Source organism: Nostoc sp. JL33 (assembly GCF_017114985.1).
Lineage (GTDB): Bacteria > Cyanobacteriota > Cyanobacteriia > Cyanobacteriales > Nostocaceae > Nostoc.
In genome coordinates this window covers 1-18,561 of record NZ_JABXKP010000041.1, presented here as the reverse complement: position 1 = coordinate 18,561, position 18,561 = coordinate 1, and the positions used below count along the sequence as shown (strand labels likewise).

16 protein-coding genes are annotated in these 18,561 nt (G+C 41.2%); 4 read left to right on the top strand and 12 right to left on the bottom strand.

The annotated features are described in order from the left end of the window. Positions 1 to 87 precede the first annotated feature (87 nt). Positions 88 to 4,776 carry a trifunctional serine/threonine-protein kinase/ATP-binding protein/sensor histidine kinase gene (locus HWQ23_RS11085; protein WP_292827764.1) on the top strand — a complete coding sequence of 1,563 codons (4,689 nt, stop codon included), beginning with the start codon at positions 88 to 90 and terminating at the stop codon, positions 4,774 to 4,776. Positions 4,777 to 4,923: 147 nt separating this feature from the next. On the opposite strand, the gene HWQ23_RS11080 is transcribed toward HWQ23_RS11085, so the two are convergent. Beyond that, positions 4,924 to 5,124 (bottom strand): hypothetical protein, encoded by a 201-nt coding sequence (locus tag HWQ23_RS11080; RefSeq protein ID WP_292827761.1) that lies wholly within the window; start codon positions 5,122 to 5,124, stop codon positions 4,924 to 4,926. 64 nt (positions 5,125 to 5,188) lie between these two features. Then, on the bottom strand, positions 5,189 to 5,368 hold the full coding sequence (locus tag HWQ23_RS11075) for a hypothetical protein (protein WP_292827767.1): 180 nt from the start codon (positions 5,366 to 5,368) through the stop codon (positions 5,189 to 5,191). A gap of 263 nt (positions 5,369 to 5,631) precedes the next feature. On the opposite strand from HWQ23_RS11075, the gene HWQ23_RS11070 reads away from it, so the two are divergent. Beyond that, positions 5,632 to 5,796 carry a hypothetical protein gene (locus HWQ23_RS11070; protein ID WP_292827758.1) on the top strand — a complete coding sequence of 55 codons (165 nt, stop codon included), beginning with the start codon at positions 5,632 to 5,634 and terminating at the stop codon, positions 5,794 to 5,796. A gap of 124 nt (positions 5,797 to 5,920) precedes the next feature. On the opposite strand, the gene HWQ23_RS11065 is transcribed toward HWQ23_RS11070, so the two are convergent. The 7 genes from HWQ23_RS11065 to HWQ23_RS11035 form a co-directional block, all read right to left on the bottom strand. Further along, positions 5,921 to 7,483, bottom strand: coding sequence for a GAF domain-containing sensor histidine kinase (locus HWQ23_RS11065; protein WP_292827755.1), 1,563 nt, complete (start codon positions 7,481 to 7,483; stop codon positions 5,921 to 5,923). Positions 7,484 to 7,895: 412 nt separating this feature from the next. Next, entirely contained in the window at positions 7,896 to 10,685 is a 2,790-nt protein-coding gene (locus tag HWQ23_RS11060) for an ATP-binding protein (protein WP_292827752.1), read from the bottom strand. A 257-nt stretch (positions 10,686 to 10,942) separates the two neighbouring features. Continuing rightward, positions 10,943 to 12,043: a histidine decarboxylase gene (locus HWQ23_RS11055; protein WP_292827749.1), complete on the bottom strand. Its 1,101-nt coding sequence runs from the start codon at positions 12,041 to 12,043 to the stop codon at positions 10,943 to 10,945. A 186-nt stretch (positions 12,044 to 12,229) separates the two neighbouring features. After that, on the bottom strand, positions 12,230 to 12,406 hold the full coding sequence (locus HWQ23_RS11050) for a CopG family transcriptional regulator (RefSeq protein ID WP_292827746.1): 177 nt from the start codon (positions 12,404 to 12,406) through the stop codon (positions 12,230 to 12,232). A 297-nt stretch (positions 12,407 to 12,703) separates the two neighbouring features. Next, the gene (locus tag HWQ23_RS11045; protein WP_292827743.1) at positions 12,704 to 13,996 is read right to left on the bottom strand and encodes a DNA cytosine methyltransferase; all 1,293 of its coding nucleotides are present in this window, start codon (positions 13,994 to 13,996) and stop codon (positions 12,704 to 12,706) included. Then, on the bottom strand, positions 13,993 to 14,385 hold the full coding sequence (locus HWQ23_RS11040; protein ID WP_292827740.1) for an ASCH domain-containing protein: 393 nt from the start codon (positions 14,383 to 14,385) through the stop codon (positions 13,993 to 13,995). Before HWQ23_RS11040 ends, HWQ23_RS11045 begins: the two co-directional genes overlap by 4 nt. A gap of 150 nt (positions 14,386 to 14,535) precedes the next feature. Next, entirely contained in the window at positions 14,536 to 15,039 is a 504-nt protein-coding gene (locus HWQ23_RS11035; protein ID WP_292827737.1) for a DnaB-like helicase C-terminal domain-containing protein, read from the bottom strand. 325 nt (positions 15,040 to 15,364) lie between these two features. Between HWQ23_RS11035 and HWQ23_RS11030 the strand changes: the two genes are divergently transcribed. Beyond that, complete coding sequence (locus HWQ23_RS11030; protein ID WP_292827734.1) at positions 15,365 to 15,757, top strand: hypothetical protein; 393 nt, start codon at positions 15,365 to 15,367, stop codon at positions 15,755 to 15,757. Between the two features lie 253 nt (positions 15,758 to 16,010). Here HWQ23_RS11030 and HWQ23_RS11025 read toward each other — a convergent pair whose 3' ends face one another. The 3 genes from HWQ23_RS11025 to HWQ23_RS11015 are packed head-to-tail and all read right to left on the bottom strand — an operon-like array spanning position 16,011 to position 17,439. Continuing rightward, entirely contained in the window at positions 16,011 to 16,469 is a 459-nt protein-coding gene (locus tag HWQ23_RS11025; protein ID WP_292827731.1) for a hypothetical protein, read from the bottom strand. Next, positions 16,459 to 17,112: a hypothetical protein gene (locus HWQ23_RS11020; protein ID WP_292827728.1), complete on the bottom strand. Its 654-nt coding sequence runs from the start codon at positions 17,110 to 17,112 to the stop codon at positions 16,459 to 16,461. Before HWQ23_RS11020 ends, HWQ23_RS11025 begins: the two co-directional genes overlap by 11 nt. Before the next feature lie 33 nt (positions 17,113 to 17,145). Continuing rightward, entirely contained in the window at positions 17,146 to 17,439 is a 294-nt protein-coding gene (locus tag HWQ23_RS11015) for a hypothetical protein (RefSeq protein ID WP_292827725.1), read from the bottom strand. Between the two features lie 409 nt (positions 17,440 to 17,848). On the opposite strand from HWQ23_RS11015, the gene HWQ23_RS11010 reads away from it, so the two are divergent. Beyond that, positions 17,849 to 18,403, top strand: a complete 555-nt coding sequence (locus HWQ23_RS11010) for a RidA family protein (RefSeq protein ID WP_292827723.1) — start codon at positions 17,849 to 17,851, stop codon at positions 18,401 to 18,403. The last annotated feature ends 158 nt before the right edge of the window (positions 18,404 to 18,561 follow it).

Sequence of the window (18,561 nt, the reverse complement as noted above, 5' to 3'; positions counted from 1 at the left end):
TGTGCATCTATCTACTTTTTATTTTTTGTACTACCCCGATTTATTGAGCGGATACCTTTAATTTTATCTGAAATCATCAGCAAATTAATGGCGAAGAATGGTGAAGGTCGTTATCAGAGTGCTTTGGGAATCAAGCATGATTTAGAGACTTGTCTAAATCAATTATGCAAAACAGCAATCATAAAACCTTTTCCATTAGGAGAGGGAGATATTAGCGATCGCTTCATCATCCCTGACAAACTCTATGGACGAGAAACCGAAGTATCAACTCTATTGCAAGCATTTGAAAGGGTTAGCCAAGGTGCAACCGAAATAATGTTTGTTGCTGGATTTTCGGGTATTGGTAAAACTGCGGTTGTTAACGAAGTTCACAAACCGATTGTTAGACAACGTGGTTACTTTATCAAAGGTAAATATGACCAATTTAAACGTAATATTCCCTTAAGTGCATTTGTCCAAGCATTCCGAGACTTAATCGGGCAATTGCTGTCAGAATCAGATGCACAACTGCAAGTCTGGAGAACCAAGATTCTGGAAGCTGTTGGCAACAATGGACAAGTCTTGATTGACGTAATTTCAGAGCTAGAACGCATTATTGGCACTCAAGTTCCGGCTATAGAATTATCAGGGACTGCTGCCCAAAATCGCTTCAATCTGCTGATGCAGAAATTTGTGCAAGTCTTCACCAGCATTGAATATCCCTTAGTAATGTTTTTAGATGACTTGCAGTGGGCAGATTCCGCATCGCTGAAATTGTTGCAATTGTTGATGGCAGAAACAGGACATTTATTAATCTTGGGTGCATATCGGGATAATGAAGTATCACCAATTCACCCATTGATGCTGGCTGTAGATGAGATCGTCAAAGCTGGGGCAGTTGTCAATAAAATCGTGCTGCAACCATTAAGCGAAGCACAAATGAATCTGTTGGTGGCAGATACGCTGAATTGCAAATTATCTCTAGCCCAACCTTTGACAAAATTGGTTTATCAAAAAACTCAAGGTAATCCTTTTTTTGCTACCCAGTTTCTGAAGGCGTTACATGACGATAGGCTAATTATTTTTGACTTAAAATCCCGCCATTGGCAGTGTAATATTGCCCAAGTCAGAGCTTTAGCAATTACTGATAATCTGGTGGAGTTTATGGCGCTGCAATTGCAGAAATTGCCGAACCGAACTCAGAATGTTCTCAAACTAGCAGCTTGTATTGGGGCGCAGTTTGATTTGAATACATTGGCAATTATTTCAGAACAATCCTTAGAAGCAACGGCGGTTGATTTATGGAAAGCCTTGCAAGAAGGACTAATTATTCCGAATACAGAAATTTATAAGTTCTTTATTCAGTCTGACAGTGCGTCGGTTTCTAATGCAGCAGCTAATCCGATTTATCGATTCTTACATGACCGGGTTCAACAAGCTGCTTATTTTCTAATTCCTGATGACCAAAAGCAAGCAACCCATCTCAAAATTGGACAGTTACTTCAGGAAAACTCTTCAGAAATAGAACGAGAAGAAAAACTGTTTGATATTACCTTGCATTTGAACCAAGGACAGGCATTAATTACTCAACAGCAGGAACGGGAAACTTTAGCGCAACTCAACTTAAAAGCAGGTGGTAAAGCCAGACATTCAACTGCATACACTGCCGCCAGACTGTATCTACAAACTGGAATTGAGCTACTAGAGGTCAATTGTTGGCAAAGTCAGTATGAATTGACTCTGAATCTGTATGTCGCAGCTGCGGAAGCCAGTTATCTAAATGGTGACTTTGCAGGCATGGAACAGCAAGCCGCAATGGTATTACAGCAGGCACAGACGATTTTGGATAAAGTGAAAATCTACGAAATTCAAATTGCGGCACAAGCGGCTAGGAGCCAAATATTAGCGGCGATCGCTATTGGAATAGAGGCTCTAGCACAATTGGGGGTAGAACTCCCGAATACGCCAGATAAAGCGCAAATCGGCAAAGTACTACAAGACCTTGCAAGGCAACTCCAAAGCAGAGAGATTAGCGGGCTGATTGACCTGCCGGTAATGAGTAAACCCACAGCAACCGCAGCGATGCAACTGTTAGGAATATTGTTTACCCCAGTGATCTTGGGAATGCCAAGTTTTATGCCCTTGTTGAGCGCAACGATGGTGCAGTTATCGCTCCAGTTTGGCAATTCTCCCACCTCGACGGTAGGATATGCGATTCATGGCATGGTGCTGTGTGCCTTTTTGGGTAAAGTCGAAATCGGCTATGAGTTCGGTAGATTAGCGCTTTCGTTGCTAGAAAGGTTGAAGGCTCAGGGCATGAAGTCCCTGACTCTAAGCCTGTTTGGGAGTTTCATTCAACATCGCCAAGAAGCGCTTTTAGCAACGCTACCAACGCTGAAAGAAAGCTATACGACTGGCATGGAAACAGGCGATTTTCTCTCTGCTGGCTACAGCATTATAGCTTACGCCAATATTGCACTTTCGGCGAGTTTAGACCTGGACACGTTGTCAGAGGAATTGTCTGCTTACAGCGCTAGCCTAGCTCAGGTGAAACAAGATTCGGCGCATATTCATTCGGGTATAGTGTGGCAAACGGTGGAGCATTTGAGAGAAACGGTAAGTCAACCCGATTGTTTAAAGGGCATCGCCTACGATGAAACGGTGATGTTACCAAAGCACCACCAAGATCATGATCTCACAGCGATCGCCATTACTTATATCTACAAACTGTTGCTTGCCTACTCTTTTGGTAATTATCAGGCTGCCCTTGGCTATATCACCCAAGCCAAGTCCTATTTGATGGCAGCATCAGGAATGGTTGTTATTCCTGTTTTCCATTTTTATGCCGCCCTAACGCATTTGGCACTCTTCCCTACCCAGCCCGAAGCAGAGCAAGTCCAAATGCTTGCCGACATAAAAGCCCATCAAACTGTTCTGCGCCAGTGGGCGGACAATGCCCCGATGAATTACTTGCACAAATGGCATTTAGTTGAGGCACAAAAGTGGAGATCCGGTAACAAACTAGAAGCAATAGAACAGTACGATCGCGCCATTTCCCTTGCCAAGGAAAACCAATTCCTTAACGAAGAAGCATTAGCCAACGAACTTGCCGCCAAATTCTATCTCGATTGGGGCAAAGAAAAAATCGCTCAAGTCTACATGACGGAAGCTTATTACTGTTACACCCGTTGGGGAGCCAAAGCCAAAGTTGTTGATCTAGAAACCCGCTATCCCCAACTACTGATAACAATTTTGCAAAAACAGCAACCATCTTTCACACCCACGGAAACGATGATTCCTATCTCCTCTCACACGATTGGGAGTTCCACCTTCAGTAATACTAGTCTCTCAGAAGCTCTCGATCTGGCAACTATTCTCCAAGCTTCTCAATCTCTCTCCAGTGAAATTGAGTTGGAGAAATTACTCTCAACCCTAATTCAGGTAATACTCAAAAATGCAGGAGCAGATAAATGTGCGTTGCTGATGCCTTCAGGTTCGGGCTGGGTAATTGAGGCATTATTGCAACTCGAAGGGTCTGCCATTGTCTTGCGATCGCGTAGCGGTGCTGATGCACTCTCGCTGCCCTTTGAGGATCATCAAATAGTACCTGTTGCCCTGATCAATCGGGTCAAAAATACCCTGGCTTTCACTGTGATTGAGAATGCTGTAGCCGAGCCAACCCTAGCGGCTGATCCCTATATCCTGAGGCATTCACCTAAAAGTATTCTCTGTGCGCCAATTCTCAACCAAGGCAAGTTGATTGGCATTTTGTACCTCGAAAATAACCTGACGGTGGGTGCGTTTACCAGCGATCGCCTACAAGTTCTCAAACTCCTCACGACTCAAGTAGCTATTTCTCTAGAGAAGGCAAAGTTATATCAAAAATTAGAGAACTATTCCCATACTTTGGAGCAGAAAGTAGAAGAGCGCACCCAGGAAATAACAGAAAAAGCTACTCAGCTAGAATTAACACTGGAAAAACTTTACTCAACTCAAGCCCAACTAATTCAATCAGAAAAAATGTCTGGTTTGGGACAGCTAGTTGCTGGGATTGCTCATGAAATTAATAATCCAATTAATTTCATCTATGCTAACTTACAACCAGCAAGTGAATACGTTACCTCCTTAATTGAATTAAATAATTTATATCAGCAACTTTATCCACAACCATTGCCAGAAATTGCCGAGAAAATCGCCGATATTGAACTAGAATTTATAGTGGATGATTTACAAAAGCTCCTGTCATCAATGAGGGTAGGAGCAGAACGTATCGGTCAAATTGTGCTTTCATTGCGAAATTTCTCTCGCTTGGATGAATCAGAATTAAAATCAGTAGACATTCACTCTGGTATTGATAGCACGCTGTTATTTTTGCAGCATCGACTTCAAAATAATAGTAAACATCCAGAGATTGCAGTTATTCAACACTATGGTCAACTACCTTTAGTTAATTGTTATGCGTCTGCTCTGAATCAGGTGTTTATGAATATTATCAATAATGCCATTGATGCCTTAGAAGCATCAGATAAAAATTGCCAACCGAATATTATTATTCGGACTGAATTAAAAGAAGCCAAAAAAATACTGATTCGCATTGCAGACAACGGTATAGGAATGAGCAAGTCTGTGCAAAATAATGTATTTAATCCCTTTTTTACGACTAAATCAGTAGGTAGTGGTACAGGCTTAGGATTATCAACTAGCTATTCAATAGTGGTAGAAAAACATGGGGGTCAGTTAAGCTGCATTTCCGCACCAGGAAAAGGTACAGAATTTATCATTGAAATTCCGGTATAATTTTTAGCGATTTTTGGTAAACAACTTCAGATATTTGGGAATACTAAATCTGCAAGTTTTAAGGATTTAGCAATATGGTTAGCACTTACTCATCGTAATTTTCTTTTTGAAGATTTCAGACTTGTGCCAGTTACCGTCGTAAGCATTTCACAAGCTCATCAGTGACTGCAATTGTGTGTCTGAATTATCTCCCAATTCTTGTTGTAATTGGGATAGTTGATTTTCTAACGCAACAGCAGTATGAATGAGATTCGACTCTTGGGCTATTTTTAGCTGAGTTTCTTTAATAGAGATTTTTCTCAACAGTTCGTTGACTGCATCAATTGAATCATCATTTTTAGAAATCACGGCTTCACCTCTAATATGCGTTTTTAGCGGAAATAATTGCTACAAAGCTTGCTACATTTTTATTTTAAATAAGTATATGAAAGCTGATAATTCTAACTGGATTAAACTCTAATATCATCTGAAAACGGATAATTTTATTCAGCAATAAATCGTCAGCGATCACATTAAGTGCAGTTCCCTCTCCTAAATATTGCCACGATACTTCCCCCGCAAGTGTAGCAGCTTGGAAATGCTGGCTTTTCATTGTTTACTATTAGACTTGTCTCCCTCTCCGTATTATCTCTTAGTCTTGTTCAAAAATCAAATAGGAGTCCTATATCTCTATTCAAGTATCTCTAGGTAGAAGTCATAAATTTATAGAATTCGTAGGATTTGAAACGGAAACTTATTTTTGTTGATGTAGTTTGAAAATAAGACTTATATTATTTGTTGAACCATGCCAAGTAATTACTTTACATCAGTACAAGAGAGAGAAAAATATTTTGCACAGAACTGGTTAAGTACGGTGTGGAGTATGAAAAAGCGGTTATAGTAGCTAAAATTATAGCTTCTGGGCAAGGGGATGAGCTTTTATCACCCTCAGAGATAAAAATTGTTGAAGATGCTTGCAAAAGTTGGTCAGAACAGAATCAGCGCTTTAAGCCTTTGAAAGCAGTTGTAAATCAAATTTAGTTTAAGCTGACGGCAAGCTTCACGCATTACTCAGTGACCGATAGGAAAATCAGTCGAGCTTCTTCAGCTATAGGAATAAACTTGTCTGGAGAAACAAATCCTTATTGCGGGTGCTGCCAACATACTAGAAATTTGACACAAGTTGCTGAAGGGGAATACGAATAATAAACTCAGCACCAACTCCTGGTTGGGAAATGCATTCTAAAGAACCGCCATGTTTTTGTGTGATAATTTGGTAACTAATAGCCAGTCCCATTCCTGTACCTTGTCCAACAGGCTTGGTTGTGAAAAAGGGATTAAATATTTGCTTTAAAGTATCGGATGGTATTCCTAGTCCATTGTCGGCAATGCTAATAGTAATTTGATTTGGTTCCAGTAATTGGGTGCGAATATAAATTCGGGGATTATCTATTATATTGAATTTTTTTGTTGTCCATCGACCTCTAAGGGTTGAATCTTCTAAAGTATCGAGCACATTCACTAAAATATTCAGAAATACTTGGTTTAACTGCCCAGGATAACATTCAACTAAAGGGAGGTTACCGTATTCTTTGATCACCTCAATTTGCAGGCGCTTGTTACTAGGGTTGAGGCGGCTTTGGACGAGCATTATCGTACTATCAATTCCGTCATGAATATCAACTGCTTTCATTTCAGCCTCATCTAAGCGTGAGAAAGTCCGCAGAGAAAGAACAATATCTCGAATCCGCTCTGCTCCCATGAGCATCGATTTGAATAATTTAGGAAAGTCTGACCTTAAAAAATCTAATTCAATGAGATTTGTAAACTCCTCAATTGCCTTGATTGATTGGGGATAATGGCTTTGGTAAATATCTAATAGTGAAAATAAATTTTGGGCGTATTCATCAGCCGATTTCAAATTGCCATAAATAAAACTAACTGGGTTGTTGATTTCATGGGCAATTCCAGCTACTAATTGGCCCAAACTGACCATTTTCTCATTTTGAATTAACTGAGCTTGAGCCTGCTGTAACTCTTTGAGAGTTGTGGCGAGTTCTTCTTTCTGATTTTGAGTTTGTTTGAGTAATTCAGCTTGCTGTAATGCTACACCTAGCTGAGAACCAATTTGGCTAAGTATATATACTTCATCTGTTTGCCATTTTCGAGGTGCATCGTTTTGGTAAACTGCTAGCAGTCCCCAAAGTTGTTGAGTTTGATAAATAGCAGTAATCACGTAAGCTCTTGCTTGGCATTGCTCTAAAATTTTCAGGTAGCATTTACTAAAGCCAGCACTGTAAACATCGTTACAAACACGATAAGTTTCATTTTGAGAAAAGCGCCCTCCCTGTGTATCTTGTAAATAAGTATCTACAATTGGAGGAATAGATAAATTTTTCAAGCTACACTCGCTGATATTTTCTACTAATTGTGGTTGATGCGCTTGCTGCCCAATTAGAGGCAACCACCCTTGTGCTAAGGATTCAGAAACAAATTTTCCGCTCCAATCTGGATTGAAACGATATAAAATTACACGGTCAGAGTTGAACAATTGCCTGATTTCTTGAGTAGTTGTCTGAAAAATATATTCTAAGTCAAGAGATTGACGGATTTTTTCAACGGTGATAGCGACAATCCTTTGAGAATCTGCTCCTTTGAGTGTTTCTATTTGTAGTAATTCTACAGAGTGAGGACTGGCTTTTTCTAAGTAGTTATCAGGATTTAACATAACTTTTAATAAGAGTTTAAGGTGATTAAGAAGTAGTCTGGTATAAATTAAAAAAAAACTAATAAAACTACTTACATCTTTCGTAAACAAGTAAGATTTATAGCTAGGACTTCAACCATTAATAGTCTCCTGAAATTAAGTCAATAGTGGTTATAAAAATTACTCTACTTAGGTATAGAGCGACACATTATTTGACCACAGCGACAAATAATTTGTCAAGTTATTTAAGCTTGTAAGCTTCGCTCTAGAGGAATCTGATTTTTAGCGTTTATGATATAAAGCTCTAGAAATTGCTTGAACAAGCAATGTAGAAGAATTTAGATTGTTGACAAAGAATCTGCCGTTTTGGTGAAATAATTTGTCGCTCTACATCCGCCTTCAGCATAGCTGTCTTCTTCACTCATTTTGTTTTTCATGAATGCTTTAGGGGAATTGTAATTATAAATTCTGTACCTTTATTAGGAGAGGAAATACATTCTAATGTTCCCTTATGTTTTTGAGTAATTATTTGGTAACTAATAGATAAGCCTAAGCCTGTGCCTTTCCCTACGGGTTTTGTGGTAAAAAAGGGGTCAAACAGTTGCTTTTGAATATTTTCCGGGATACCACAACCATTATCAGCAATAGAAATAATTACTAACTGCTGGTCAGGAATAAAACTAGTACAAATGCAAATGTGGGGAATATTAGTGGTTTTTTCATCGGCTATCGATTCTTCTAAAGCATCGATTGCATTTGCAAGAATATTCATAAACACCTGATTGAGTTGTCCAGGGTAACATTCTATCAATGGTAAATTGCTGTACTCCTTGATGAGTTTAATTGCTGGATAATTAGCTGTAGCTTTGAGGCGATGCTCTAGGAGCATCAAGGTACTATCAATACCCTCGTGAATGTTTACCGCCTTCATCTCTGCCTGATCTAGGCGGGAAAAGTTACGTAAAGATTGTACAATTTCTGTAATTCTTTCAGCACCAATTCTCATAGAAGCTAGTAACTTTGGTAGGTCTTCTATTAAGAAATCAATATCTATGGCTTGTGCTTGCTTTTGGATTTGGGCTACTGGATTAGGATAGTATTGCTGGTATAGTTGCAGCAGTTCAAGTAAATCTTGGGTGTACTGATTGGCAGGGGTTAAATTACCATAGATAAAATTCACGGGGTTATTGATTTCGTGAGCTACACCTGCCACTAACTGCCCCAAACTAGACATTTTTTCGCTCTGCACCAGTTGGGATGCTAACAGCTTTGCTTCTTGTTGTAATTGTGCTTGTGATTGTCGTAATCTTTCCTCTGCTTGTTTGCGTTTAGTAATGTCGTGGAGAATAACGACATATTCTTGAAAATCTTGATGCGGTCGGTCGGAAACAGAAATTTCCAAAGTTTGGACACCAGCTTTGTGGAACAGAGTGTGTTCACTTCGCTTTGCCCATTGCTGTGGATAGTCAGGAAATCCAAATATCCATTTGCTGAGGTGATTTCCTAGCAACTCAAATGGTTTGATATCAAAAATAGATTCAGTTGCTGGGTTTGCCTGCCTAATACTACCCTGCTCATCCAAGACCAAAATACCATCCTGGGCAACAGTAAACAGGTGTTCGGCAGCTTCTCGTGCCTCTGCAATAGCTACTACTTGGGGTAAGGTTGTCCAACAAGCTATAGCTACTCCTATAAATGCCGCTGTCATCAGCAACACAACGAATAAATTTTCATCTGTAGCTTTTGTCGCCGTGTTAAGCTTCGCACCAAATAACCAGCCCGTTGTGACTGCACTGCATATTAAAATAATTAGGATGCTTACCTGGAGTATGACAGAATCCTTAATAATTACCGAAGAGCGTGTGCGGTAATGTCGCCTCCACCAACTTAAATGAAAAGGCGGGAAGTTAACGCGGCGGATTAGCGCATCAATTCCGATAATCCCAATTGGAAATACTAAACCAATCAGGAAATTTATCCAACCCCAGGCAACCCCCCCCACCAATAAAACCACAATTTCTAACAGCAGAATGCCCAAAGATATTCGAGGAAACAAAACTTCTGGACGATTGCGCCCCAACCAAAGCCCTAAATGCAATAACATAAAGGAGGCAAACCAACCGATATTTCCCACTGCTACAATTTGGGTTACATTTGCCCAAATCAGATAAAGGCAGCAAAGCACCAAAGTTAAGCTCAGAGCAGGCACAAACACGCCCCGACGCGATACAGCAGAAAAGACTGGTGAAATATGGTTATCTAAGGCAAGTTGATACAAAATTCTTGGGCAATTAGAAACTACTGTTGCAGAACCTAACAAAGAAGCAGATGCCAATAGAAAGGTGATGTTAATTGGGGCCCAGCTTCCCCAAAAGGGTTTAGAAGCCGCCACAAGATTCAAAAAAGCATTATCACCCAGACCTGGCGCTGTTGCTAACCGCATCATCACCCAAGACCCGCCGATAAAAACAGGTGGCATCATCCAAGCAGCAATATCCAGAAAGCGTAGGGTTTGCTTGGGATCACGGCTATCTGCGACAAAGGAAGAAGCCGTTTCACAACTATAAGTGGCGTAGGAAACGAAAAAAAACCACTTTGCCCAATCTCCGAAGCTCAAAGATGACCAACTGTTAGGAAAAAAACCAGGGCTAGCACTAGAGAAAGTTAACCAGCCAAGACCTTGTACACAAAAGGTAATTAGTAGTCCAAAAGCTGGAATCGCAAAAAATAAATGCAAAATACTCAGCGCACGAGTACCACTAAAAGCTACTACAAACGGCAGTAGCGTAAAGCCAATGTCCAAAAATAATTTAGGACAGGCAATGCCTAGCGATTCTAAATTCACTCTAATTAAATCAGTGAGAACCAAAGTATTAACTGATAAGTAAGAAACCCAGTTAAGAAGATATCCAATTGCAGCATAGCGAGCTAGTCCAGGGTAGCGTTTGAGCAGATGGCTGACATAGTTGGGCGTTCCTCCTGCCACATTAATAAAATACATTCCTAAACGCTTGACCTGATAGTTAATCAGCATCCCGACAATTACAGCAGGTATCCAAACAAAAATAGCTTGTGAACCTAGAGCAGCATGAATTGCAGGAACTAATGCTACCCACGAAATATGAGCTGTCAAACCGAAGCCCCAGCTTTCAACAGCACTTAGGCTTCTAGTTAAGCGAGGGTATGAAGATTGACTTACAGATGTATTGTCTTGTTTGAGCATGATAGGCAATGCGAAGCTTTTTGGTTAACCTTATTAGAGTTCCCACCTAATAATTGCCCTGAAGGCAGACTTTTATTGAAGATAAATTATCCGCGAGTCAATAATAAATTCCGGTTTATCTAAAGATTTATTTGATAAATAAATTTTTAGATTTAGCGGCTCTTAGCTTTTCCATATTTTTAGAAAAAAGTCAACTTCGCCAACAGCATCGTATGCTACTTCTACTCCGGCTACTGGCGAATTACTTTACTCTTTACCTATTTTTGCCAGATCAAACTTTCTCTAACAAGTTCCTCAACAAAATAATCCAGAAATTCAATGTAGTGATTTTGCATGATAATTGCGTGTGCATAATCTCCTCTAACTGCAAGTTGATACTTTTTCACAAGATTATCGCAGGGTTTATTGAAAACAACTGTATTTGAATAAGGGTTGAGAAATGGATTGAAGTCTCTTAACTTCAGTTGTGTATACAAATGCTCTGCTTTGGCTACACAATCAGTTACTTCTAATCCAAAGTTAGAACGCCTTTTGGAGATTTCATGCCATAAACAAAGTGAAGTATGTCCGTTGCGGCTACCTCCAATAGTCATATCCTGAGCGCCAATATACTCGATATCAGATGTGAGTGCTTCAACCAAATGTTTTTTAGTAATAACAATGCCACAAGGGAAAGGGCTACCAATAAATTTATGTCCTGAGATTGACAGCGAACTGATGGGTCTGTTGAAATCAATCCAGTGCGAACGCAAGTAGGGAAGAAGCATTCCCCCTAAAGCGCCATCAACATGAATATAGAATTGGCTGACCTGTTTCATCTCCAAAACATTAAGAATCTGCTCAATATCGTCTATTGCCCCTGTAAAAGTAGTACCCAGGTTAAGGCAAATAATCGCAGGCAGATTAGGTACAAGTTGCTTATAAAAATCACTATAATCCATTTCTTCTGAAGGTGTTTGTACACCAATTTTCTGATACGGAATTCTAAAAAATCTAGCTGCTTTACTCACAGAGTAATGTGAAGCATCTGAGGCATATAAAATAGCATTAGGATAATTTTCTCTCCCTAAGAGTATTCCGTACAAGTTACCTTCGGTTCCACTGGTAGTTACATATCCCCACCAATCTTGAAGGTGGTATAAATTTGCAAAGAATTGCAACACTTCTTTTTCAAAATCTCGTGAATCAATTCGATAATGCGATTTAGTAAAGCAATCTCCTCCAAGGTTATTAATTGAGTATTTAAGAAAAGGTAATAAAAATGTATGATCGTGTTTTAAGTTGTAGGGGTACCCTAAATGAAACTCAGATGCTTCATTAAGGATTAGCTGATACTCAGAAAGAAGGTCAACATCCATTTGATTATTCCAAATCTTGTTGTTATCAAGTAATTCTTTTAAACGCGTTCAAATAATCTCAAGTAGGCATAGAACTACCAAGCGCATTTCTGCATCAGTAGCTTCTGTGCCACAACCACCAGTTTGGGCATTTAATTCCTGAAAGTTAACATTTACTTGTACATTTAATTCCTGAGTAACTACGCTCTAGAACCATGCTTTTGAATTTACATTTGCTGTTGATTCAACAGTTAAAGAGCGGATTAACTCTCGAATTACATCCGTCGCTGGTCGTCCTGTTATTGAGCAGTATTCCTCTAACCTCTCTGCTTCGCTTGATGTCAGATTGATTGTCAGGCGCTTAATAGCCCATTTCTTATTCACTGATTCAATTAACTCTACTTGAAACTACTTCTCTAATATCAATCATTCGAGCTGTTATCACAATGATAAAATTAATGATATTAGCTTGAAGAAGCTGTAAAGGAAACACTACTAACTTTGAAGCCGAAGTGAAGAGTTAAAATATAGCTTAAATTATGAATTTTAAGTATTTTATAAATGACAATTATGAATAGAGCATAAGCTAAAAGTTTTTCTGTAATTAATCATTCAGTGAAAATACTTGGTAACTACACCAGAGCTTAATAGCCACTGCGTTCCTACTAATTAGCCAAATCATCATCTATCATAGTTTGAATCACTAGACAAAGACTTGACCGTACCATCAGGCAACCAGATATCAGGGAACTTACTACGGTTGCAACCTTTGTGATCTGTGAAATGCGACCGCAGAATGGTGTTACAAGGTAAATTTCCAGGTTTATATTTGGACTGTGTACGTCCCCCCACTCTTTCTATTAGCAGTGGTGTTGGCGTATTCCCGGCTAAAAACTTCTCCAAAGCTTGTTGTTGCTTGAGCAGTAGTTGAGAGTCGGGCATCGTAGGGATTAGATGAGCGATCGCCTCGTACCACCCTATTGGTTTTCTGCGAGTTGGTAAGGCAACGCGAAACCCCCTACTTGCAACCAGAACTAACCGCCGCCGCGCCTGGGGCAGTCCAAAATCAGCCATATTCACCACGCTGTAAGTAACGGAGTACCCCTCAAGTTCCAAAGCATCCAGAATGATACGGAAACTTTGGCTGTTCTGATAGCGTGGCACATTCTCCAGCGTAAACACCCGTGGTTGCAACTGTCTGATGGCTTCTGCTACTGGGATCGCTGCGGTCAGGTCGTCAGCCGTTTCAATACCCTTACCCGCTTTAGCTGTGTGGGCAAGGCTTACGTTGGCGCATACTGGAGAGGCATGGAGGTAGCCGGGGCGGCTCTTAAAACCTATGAATCCTGACTGTGCTACTTTTTGGACTGTTAGCTGAATTATTCTACAGCCATACTCGCTAAAGTTGTGGTGATGGTTGAGAGCGATCGCCTTACTCAAATCTGGTTTGCTTGGGTCGAATTCCACCGCGACGACCGGGCGAATCCCGGCTTGCACCATGCCAGCTTCAATCCCACCGCCACCAGCGAAAAGTACTACAGCGATCGGTGCATTATTTGGTAGTGTGGGTTTTAGTTTTGTGTTATCAAAATTTTTGCAGACATCTAATTTTGGTAATGTCTTTTTGGTTTTCGCTTTTTTGATAAAGGCGATAATATCTTCCCTAATTGCCCCCTGTTGTTGCATTAGACGAATCATTGGGACAGCACCAGGGGGAATTGAGCCTATACTTCGCCCAATACATACTCCATCAACTCGTTCTTCCCAGTTATATCCCCATCGGTAATGAGTCGCGTTGTTTGGGTCACGCTCACATATAACTCGTGGGTAAAAGACTATTGAACCATCAAGTAGCTTTTTCTTTTCGAGATACGGATAGAGGCATCCTTGGCTATGCAGTTGTGAAGCTCTAAGGTCGTCCTCTAAGAATTTTTCGGGTATTGCAGATAACTCAGCGATTACTGATTTAGTCATGCAGCCACCTCCATGACCAAATCATCGGGTACTTCAAATATCCCCAATCGCCCAATGTAAGGAATCGATGTAATCTCGCGTGGATTCTCCAGCTTCCAGTGGTATTGCTCAGGCATCCCCCAACCAGACGCAACTTGTGAAAACTGACAGTCAACTATTGTGACAATGCCAATAACTTGACCGCGACGTAAAGAGATTAATTCTGGGATTACTACCCCCATCCCTTGGCAAAATTCTCTTGCTAGCTGGTACTCTTTTTTAGTACAGGTTTTTGCAGCGTGAATCAGAATGTCGCCGCGATAATGAATGGGCCAGCCACGGTTTTCAATATCCTTAAGAGCATAAATAATTGCCCATGCCCAAGGCTGACGAACAGATAGCGCTTTCATGGGTTTTAATAATTAGATTTAGCCAAGTTTTTAAACTGTCCAAATCTTTCGTCAAATAAGAGATTAACAGTCATCTCACTACTAAACCGGCTTTTCAAAACTGAAACTTCAAAAATGCCTTTTTGGGTAGTCTGCTTGTCGTAGTAATCTTCAAGGGTACAAACCCAACATGACAGCAGCTTCTTGTTCAAATCCTCCCGATTCTCGAAAATCTGCTTTGGTTGGACGCTTTTCGGAACGGGAATCAACTTCTCTTTTTAACTGCGCTAAACCCAAGACAGCACAATTGAATTGTTTAGCGATCGCCCTAAGTTGTTTCAAGATGGAGTCGATTTCTTGTACGCGGTTTTCCCCAGGTTCACGGCGCATTGGTTCAATCAACTGCACATAGTCCACAATCACCAAACTGAGTGACCCGCAACGAGCTTGTATATCTTGCAAATCACCTTTGATTTGTGATGTGGTGATTACGGGGTTGTCATTCAACCAAAATGGTAACGCCATCGCGTCAGCACGAGCTTGAGCCAAAGGATTCCAGTGAGATTCCCGGAGTGCATTGCGTTTAAAAAGCAGGTCAGCAGGAACATGGGGCGGGAGCAACCTTGAATGGCTCAAAATACTGTTCAATGGCAACTTCCCACGATTTATCGTCATTCGCACAGAGGTTAGTTTCCGGTTCCGTCATGTCGTTACAACTACTAACACCTCCCAAATGTTACCAGGACGTTTTATCACAAGACGGCGGCTAAAGCCAGCCAAGCAGTCACATTCTTAATGAAGCCTATTCTCTTTACCAACTGGCAGGGCAGAAATAGACCTGAGCGCATGTAACTTTCTAGAAAAAGGCTGAAACATACTTAAGTTACTTGATATAAATCTTTCTGAGGAGGGACGGACTTACTCAAACCTCACGAGAGTATGGAAAAAGTGAGGAGAGCTTGTCATAACCGATAAAACCTGTAGTCTGGAGTTAATAATCATGGCTGATGTGACAAATATAGCGACTAAGCTTGCTGATCTAAAGCTTTTTCAGAATGTTCTGTTGGAAAGTGAGCAAAAGTTAATAGCACAGACGGACGATAATACGATTTGCGAGCGGCTCGAAGGAATGATAAACAGCGATCGCGAAAATCTCGGCATCATCGAAGCAGCTATTTCTAGATACGGCAACGCAGCAGAACCTCGGGACATTACTCAACAACATGCCCAGAAGGTAAGCCAAATGATGAGCGGATCTGAGCTAACTCTGTATGACAAGTACTTACAGCTTGAGTTGCTAAAGCATCAACAGACAATGACCGGGCTGGTTCTACACAAGGTTGCCCAGTCCTTGAATGATGACCTTCAAGATTTGATGGAACCGCTCAACTGAGTTAATTTTGAAAATCGCGCTCACCAAGAGATTCTTAAAGGTGTTCTTTACTTCGTCGGAACGCGAGAGATAGCCGGTAAGGAACCTGACATGGGTCTGTGGGCTAGCATTGAACAGGGAATTGCAGCCCTTAAGGGTGCTGTAAGCAGCGCGGTAAGCTAGTAGCAATGAGTGGCAGAGGGCGCGTCATTCACGTAATAGATTCATCTGATTTATGCTACATTGAAGCATACTTTTCAAGAGTGAATCATCTTTAACTCAAAACAATGTAATTCTTTAACTGATTCCACCCCGAACTCAAACTGCTCAATCGCCAACTGAGCATAATATTTAACCCGTTTCCACTAAGAATCACTGAGTTCTGGATCTGTGTCCATACCCAAGAGATTATTATCTTCATCTTCATGTTTTGGGGGTGTGGACGGCGGGAAATCAGGCAAGGGGGCAGGGGTGCAGAGGGGAAAATTAGTACTAATTTTCCCCTCTGCACCTTTGCTCCTCTGCTTCTCTGCTCAACACCATACTGCATCTGTATTCTAGCTGCATAAGCCGCCTGAAGCTCCTGCTTCTGGTGGCGTTTCCTTTCCCTGTCCTCCCGTTGCTTCTGCCGATAATCCAACACCTTCTGGATAAACTCGACATCAAAAGTATTGAGCCGATAATATCGAACCCTCTGCCCATCTAAGAGTGGTCTTCGTGATTCAGTAGACAAACCGGCGTTGCCAGAGGTACTGCCCCAAAATCCAAACTGGAGACTCCGATAGCGGGATGGTCAGATTGAGAATGCCTTTAACGTGAGATGCGTTGCGTTTGGAGAAGTCAGTCAAAGCCTGAATCATCGCCTCGTCGCCTTTAATCTCAACCCCAGCCATCAGATCCATTAGGACTGCCCTGAGTCCCAGCCGATGACGCATAAGCCACGCGGTAGAATGGTTGCTCCAGTCTGTGCAAATGGCTAATCGTTCCCGTTCTGATTTATCCCGTTCGGCAACAATAGCCGGCGGTGGAACAAACTCCCGCCCCTGGTCATCAGCGACCATTTCCCCAGGTGCGGCCAATATCGCTTCAAGTGCGACAATCTTTTTAATTAAGCGTCCCCCGTCATCTTGCTCAACCAGTTCCGGGGTTACACTCATCCCGTAAGTATCCTGTATGCGGAACTTCTCACACTCCAAAACCTCCTCCGGCTTGAGATAATCCTGATGCTGCCTACTGGTGTAAGTTCTTCTATCAATATCTTTGGCATTAGCCACCTTGCGATAATGCTCCTCATCGATGGCGATACCAGCCGCCTTCATACAGCGAGAAGCACTTTCATCACCACCGTCGCCCAAAGGAATAATCGTATTTCCCATTTCCTCTAAGAGCGATAACTTCGTTAAGCTTCGCTAACGCAAATCAGCCCGAAGATTATTGATCGACCAATTGCGCTGTGCTTCAATTTGGCAAGAGGCATCCAATGCCCAGTCCTTCTCTGCACCACGTCTGCCTGTCTCGCGGTCAATGCGAATCAGAAAAGCGGTCATTTCATTTTTCTGAAGAATCTTTTCCTTGATGCGACGGGCATTAGTTTCGGCGTAACCAAAGGGAGGACGTGGGGCCACCCAAACATAGATGGGGACATCTGGACGATACCGCCATAATTGCTGGGCGCAAACTGTCGGCCGACTGTGAAACAGCATGAAACACACCAAACACTGCATCAAAATGCTCAGTAGAAATGTCAACCCCTGTGCCGAGACTGGGAGTAATTAAAAAAGCGTCGATATCCTTAATGGCAACGTTAATTTACCGGATAAAGATGACATTCTCCTCACTGCCACTGTTCTCGGAGTGAATAGCCCACACCCGTAACTTGCGGTCAACGCTTGGTTCAGGTGTTTCGTCATTATCGTTGGGGGTTATCTTTTCTTAGAATCGCCAAGATTTCAGCCTTACCTATTCCAATTAAACCAACTAACCCGAATTGAAGTGTTACAATTGCGTGACCACACTTAAGTAATTTTATTTATTAGTGATTTTTTACTCAATTTAATAGATAATAAAACTAAGTATGAGAAAAAATAGAGAACTCACATTTAAGGAGCTTTAATGACTAGACCTATTAGCAGTGCTGTAAATTCATTAGTAGCAAACTTCTCACGACGAAATGCACTTTTGTGGCTTGGAGGTAGTGGAATAACTACCGCCTTGATGGTGGCAACACAAAAGGAAGTGAACGCTAAAGACAACAAAGAGTTGAAATTGGTGAACCCACCAACGTTATATAATGCAACCCAAAATGGCTATAGTCATATAGCTGTGACACCATCAAGGGCGAGAACCGTCTATATTTCTGGTCAATTTGGTTCCGATTTACAAGGGAATCTTGTCTCCAATGAATTTGAAAAGCAGTTAATACAGGCTTTTAAAAACCTCCGTTATGCCTTAGCAGCGGTTGGGGCACAACCACAAGATGTCGCAAAAACTACTGTTCTTATAGTGGATTACAACCAAAATAAATTGATCCTGTTAGGACGTGAAATTATAAATTTATGGGGGAATAAACCACCAGCAAACACTCTTATTCCCGTTCCTAGACTTGCACTTGATGGTATGTTATTTGAAATTGATGCTTATGCAGTAATTCCAGAAAACCGTAGTTGAGGGCTGGTTTCAATATAACCCTATCAATCACAGTCGGCGGAATAAAAAACTTCCGCTACTGTCAATCAATAATAGTCTTTACTATTTGAGTAGGTAATTGCCTACTAGGATTTAACAGTATGTTTAGCACTCATGTTAATATTTCTGGATACCAGATT

Excerpts from the sequence above, each read along its gene's own strand:
- HWQ23_RS11020 (WP_292827728.1), bottom strand. The coding sequence starts at position 17,112 with ATGGGAAATACGATTATTCCTTTGGGCGACGGTGGTGATGAAAGTGCT.
- HWQ23_RS11040 (WP_292827740.1), bottom strand. The coding sequence starts at position 14,385 with ATGAAAGCGCTATCTGTTCGTCAGCCTTGGGCATGGGCAATTATTTAT.
- HWQ23_RS11085 (WP_292827764.1), top strand. The coding sequence starts at position 88 with ATGGCGAAGAATGGTGAAGGTCGTTATCAGAGTGCTTTGGGAATCAAG.
- HWQ23_RS11055 (WP_292827749.1), bottom strand. The coding sequence starts at position 12,043 with ATGGATGTTGACCTTCTTTCTGAGTATCAGCTAATCCTTAATGAAGCA.
- HWQ23_RS11015 (WP_292827725.1), bottom strand. The coding sequence starts at position 17,439 with ATGCTGTTTCACAGTCGGCCGACAGTTTGCGCCCAGCAATTATGGCGG.
- HWQ23_RS11075 (WP_292827767.1), bottom strand. The coding sequence starts at position 5,368 with ATGAAAAGCCAGCATTTCCAAGCTGCTACACTTGCGGGGGAAGTATCG.
- HWQ23_RS11060 (WP_292827752.1), bottom strand. The coding sequence starts at position 10,685 with ATGCTCAAACAAGACAATACATCTGTAAGTCAATCTTCATACCCTCGC.
- HWQ23_RS11035 (WP_292827737.1), bottom strand. The coding sequence starts at position 15,039 with ATGACGATAAATCGTGGGAAGTTGCCATTGAACAGTATTTTGAGCCAT.
- HWQ23_RS11030 (WP_292827734.1), top strand. The coding sequence starts at position 15,365 with ATGGCTGATGTGACAAATATAGCGACTAAGCTTGCTGATCTAAAGCTT.
- HWQ23_RS11010 (WP_292827723.1), top strand. The coding sequence starts at position 17,849 with ATGACTAGACCTATTAGCAGTGCTGTAAATTCATTAGTAGCAAACTTC.
- HWQ23_RS11045 (WP_292827743.1), bottom strand. The coding sequence starts at position 13,996 with ATGACTAAATCAGTAATCGCTGAGTTATCTGCAATACCCGAAAAATTC.
- HWQ23_RS11065 (WP_292827755.1), bottom strand. The coding sequence starts at position 7,483 with ATGTTAAATCCTGATAACTACTTAGAAAAAGCCAGTCCTCACTCTGTA.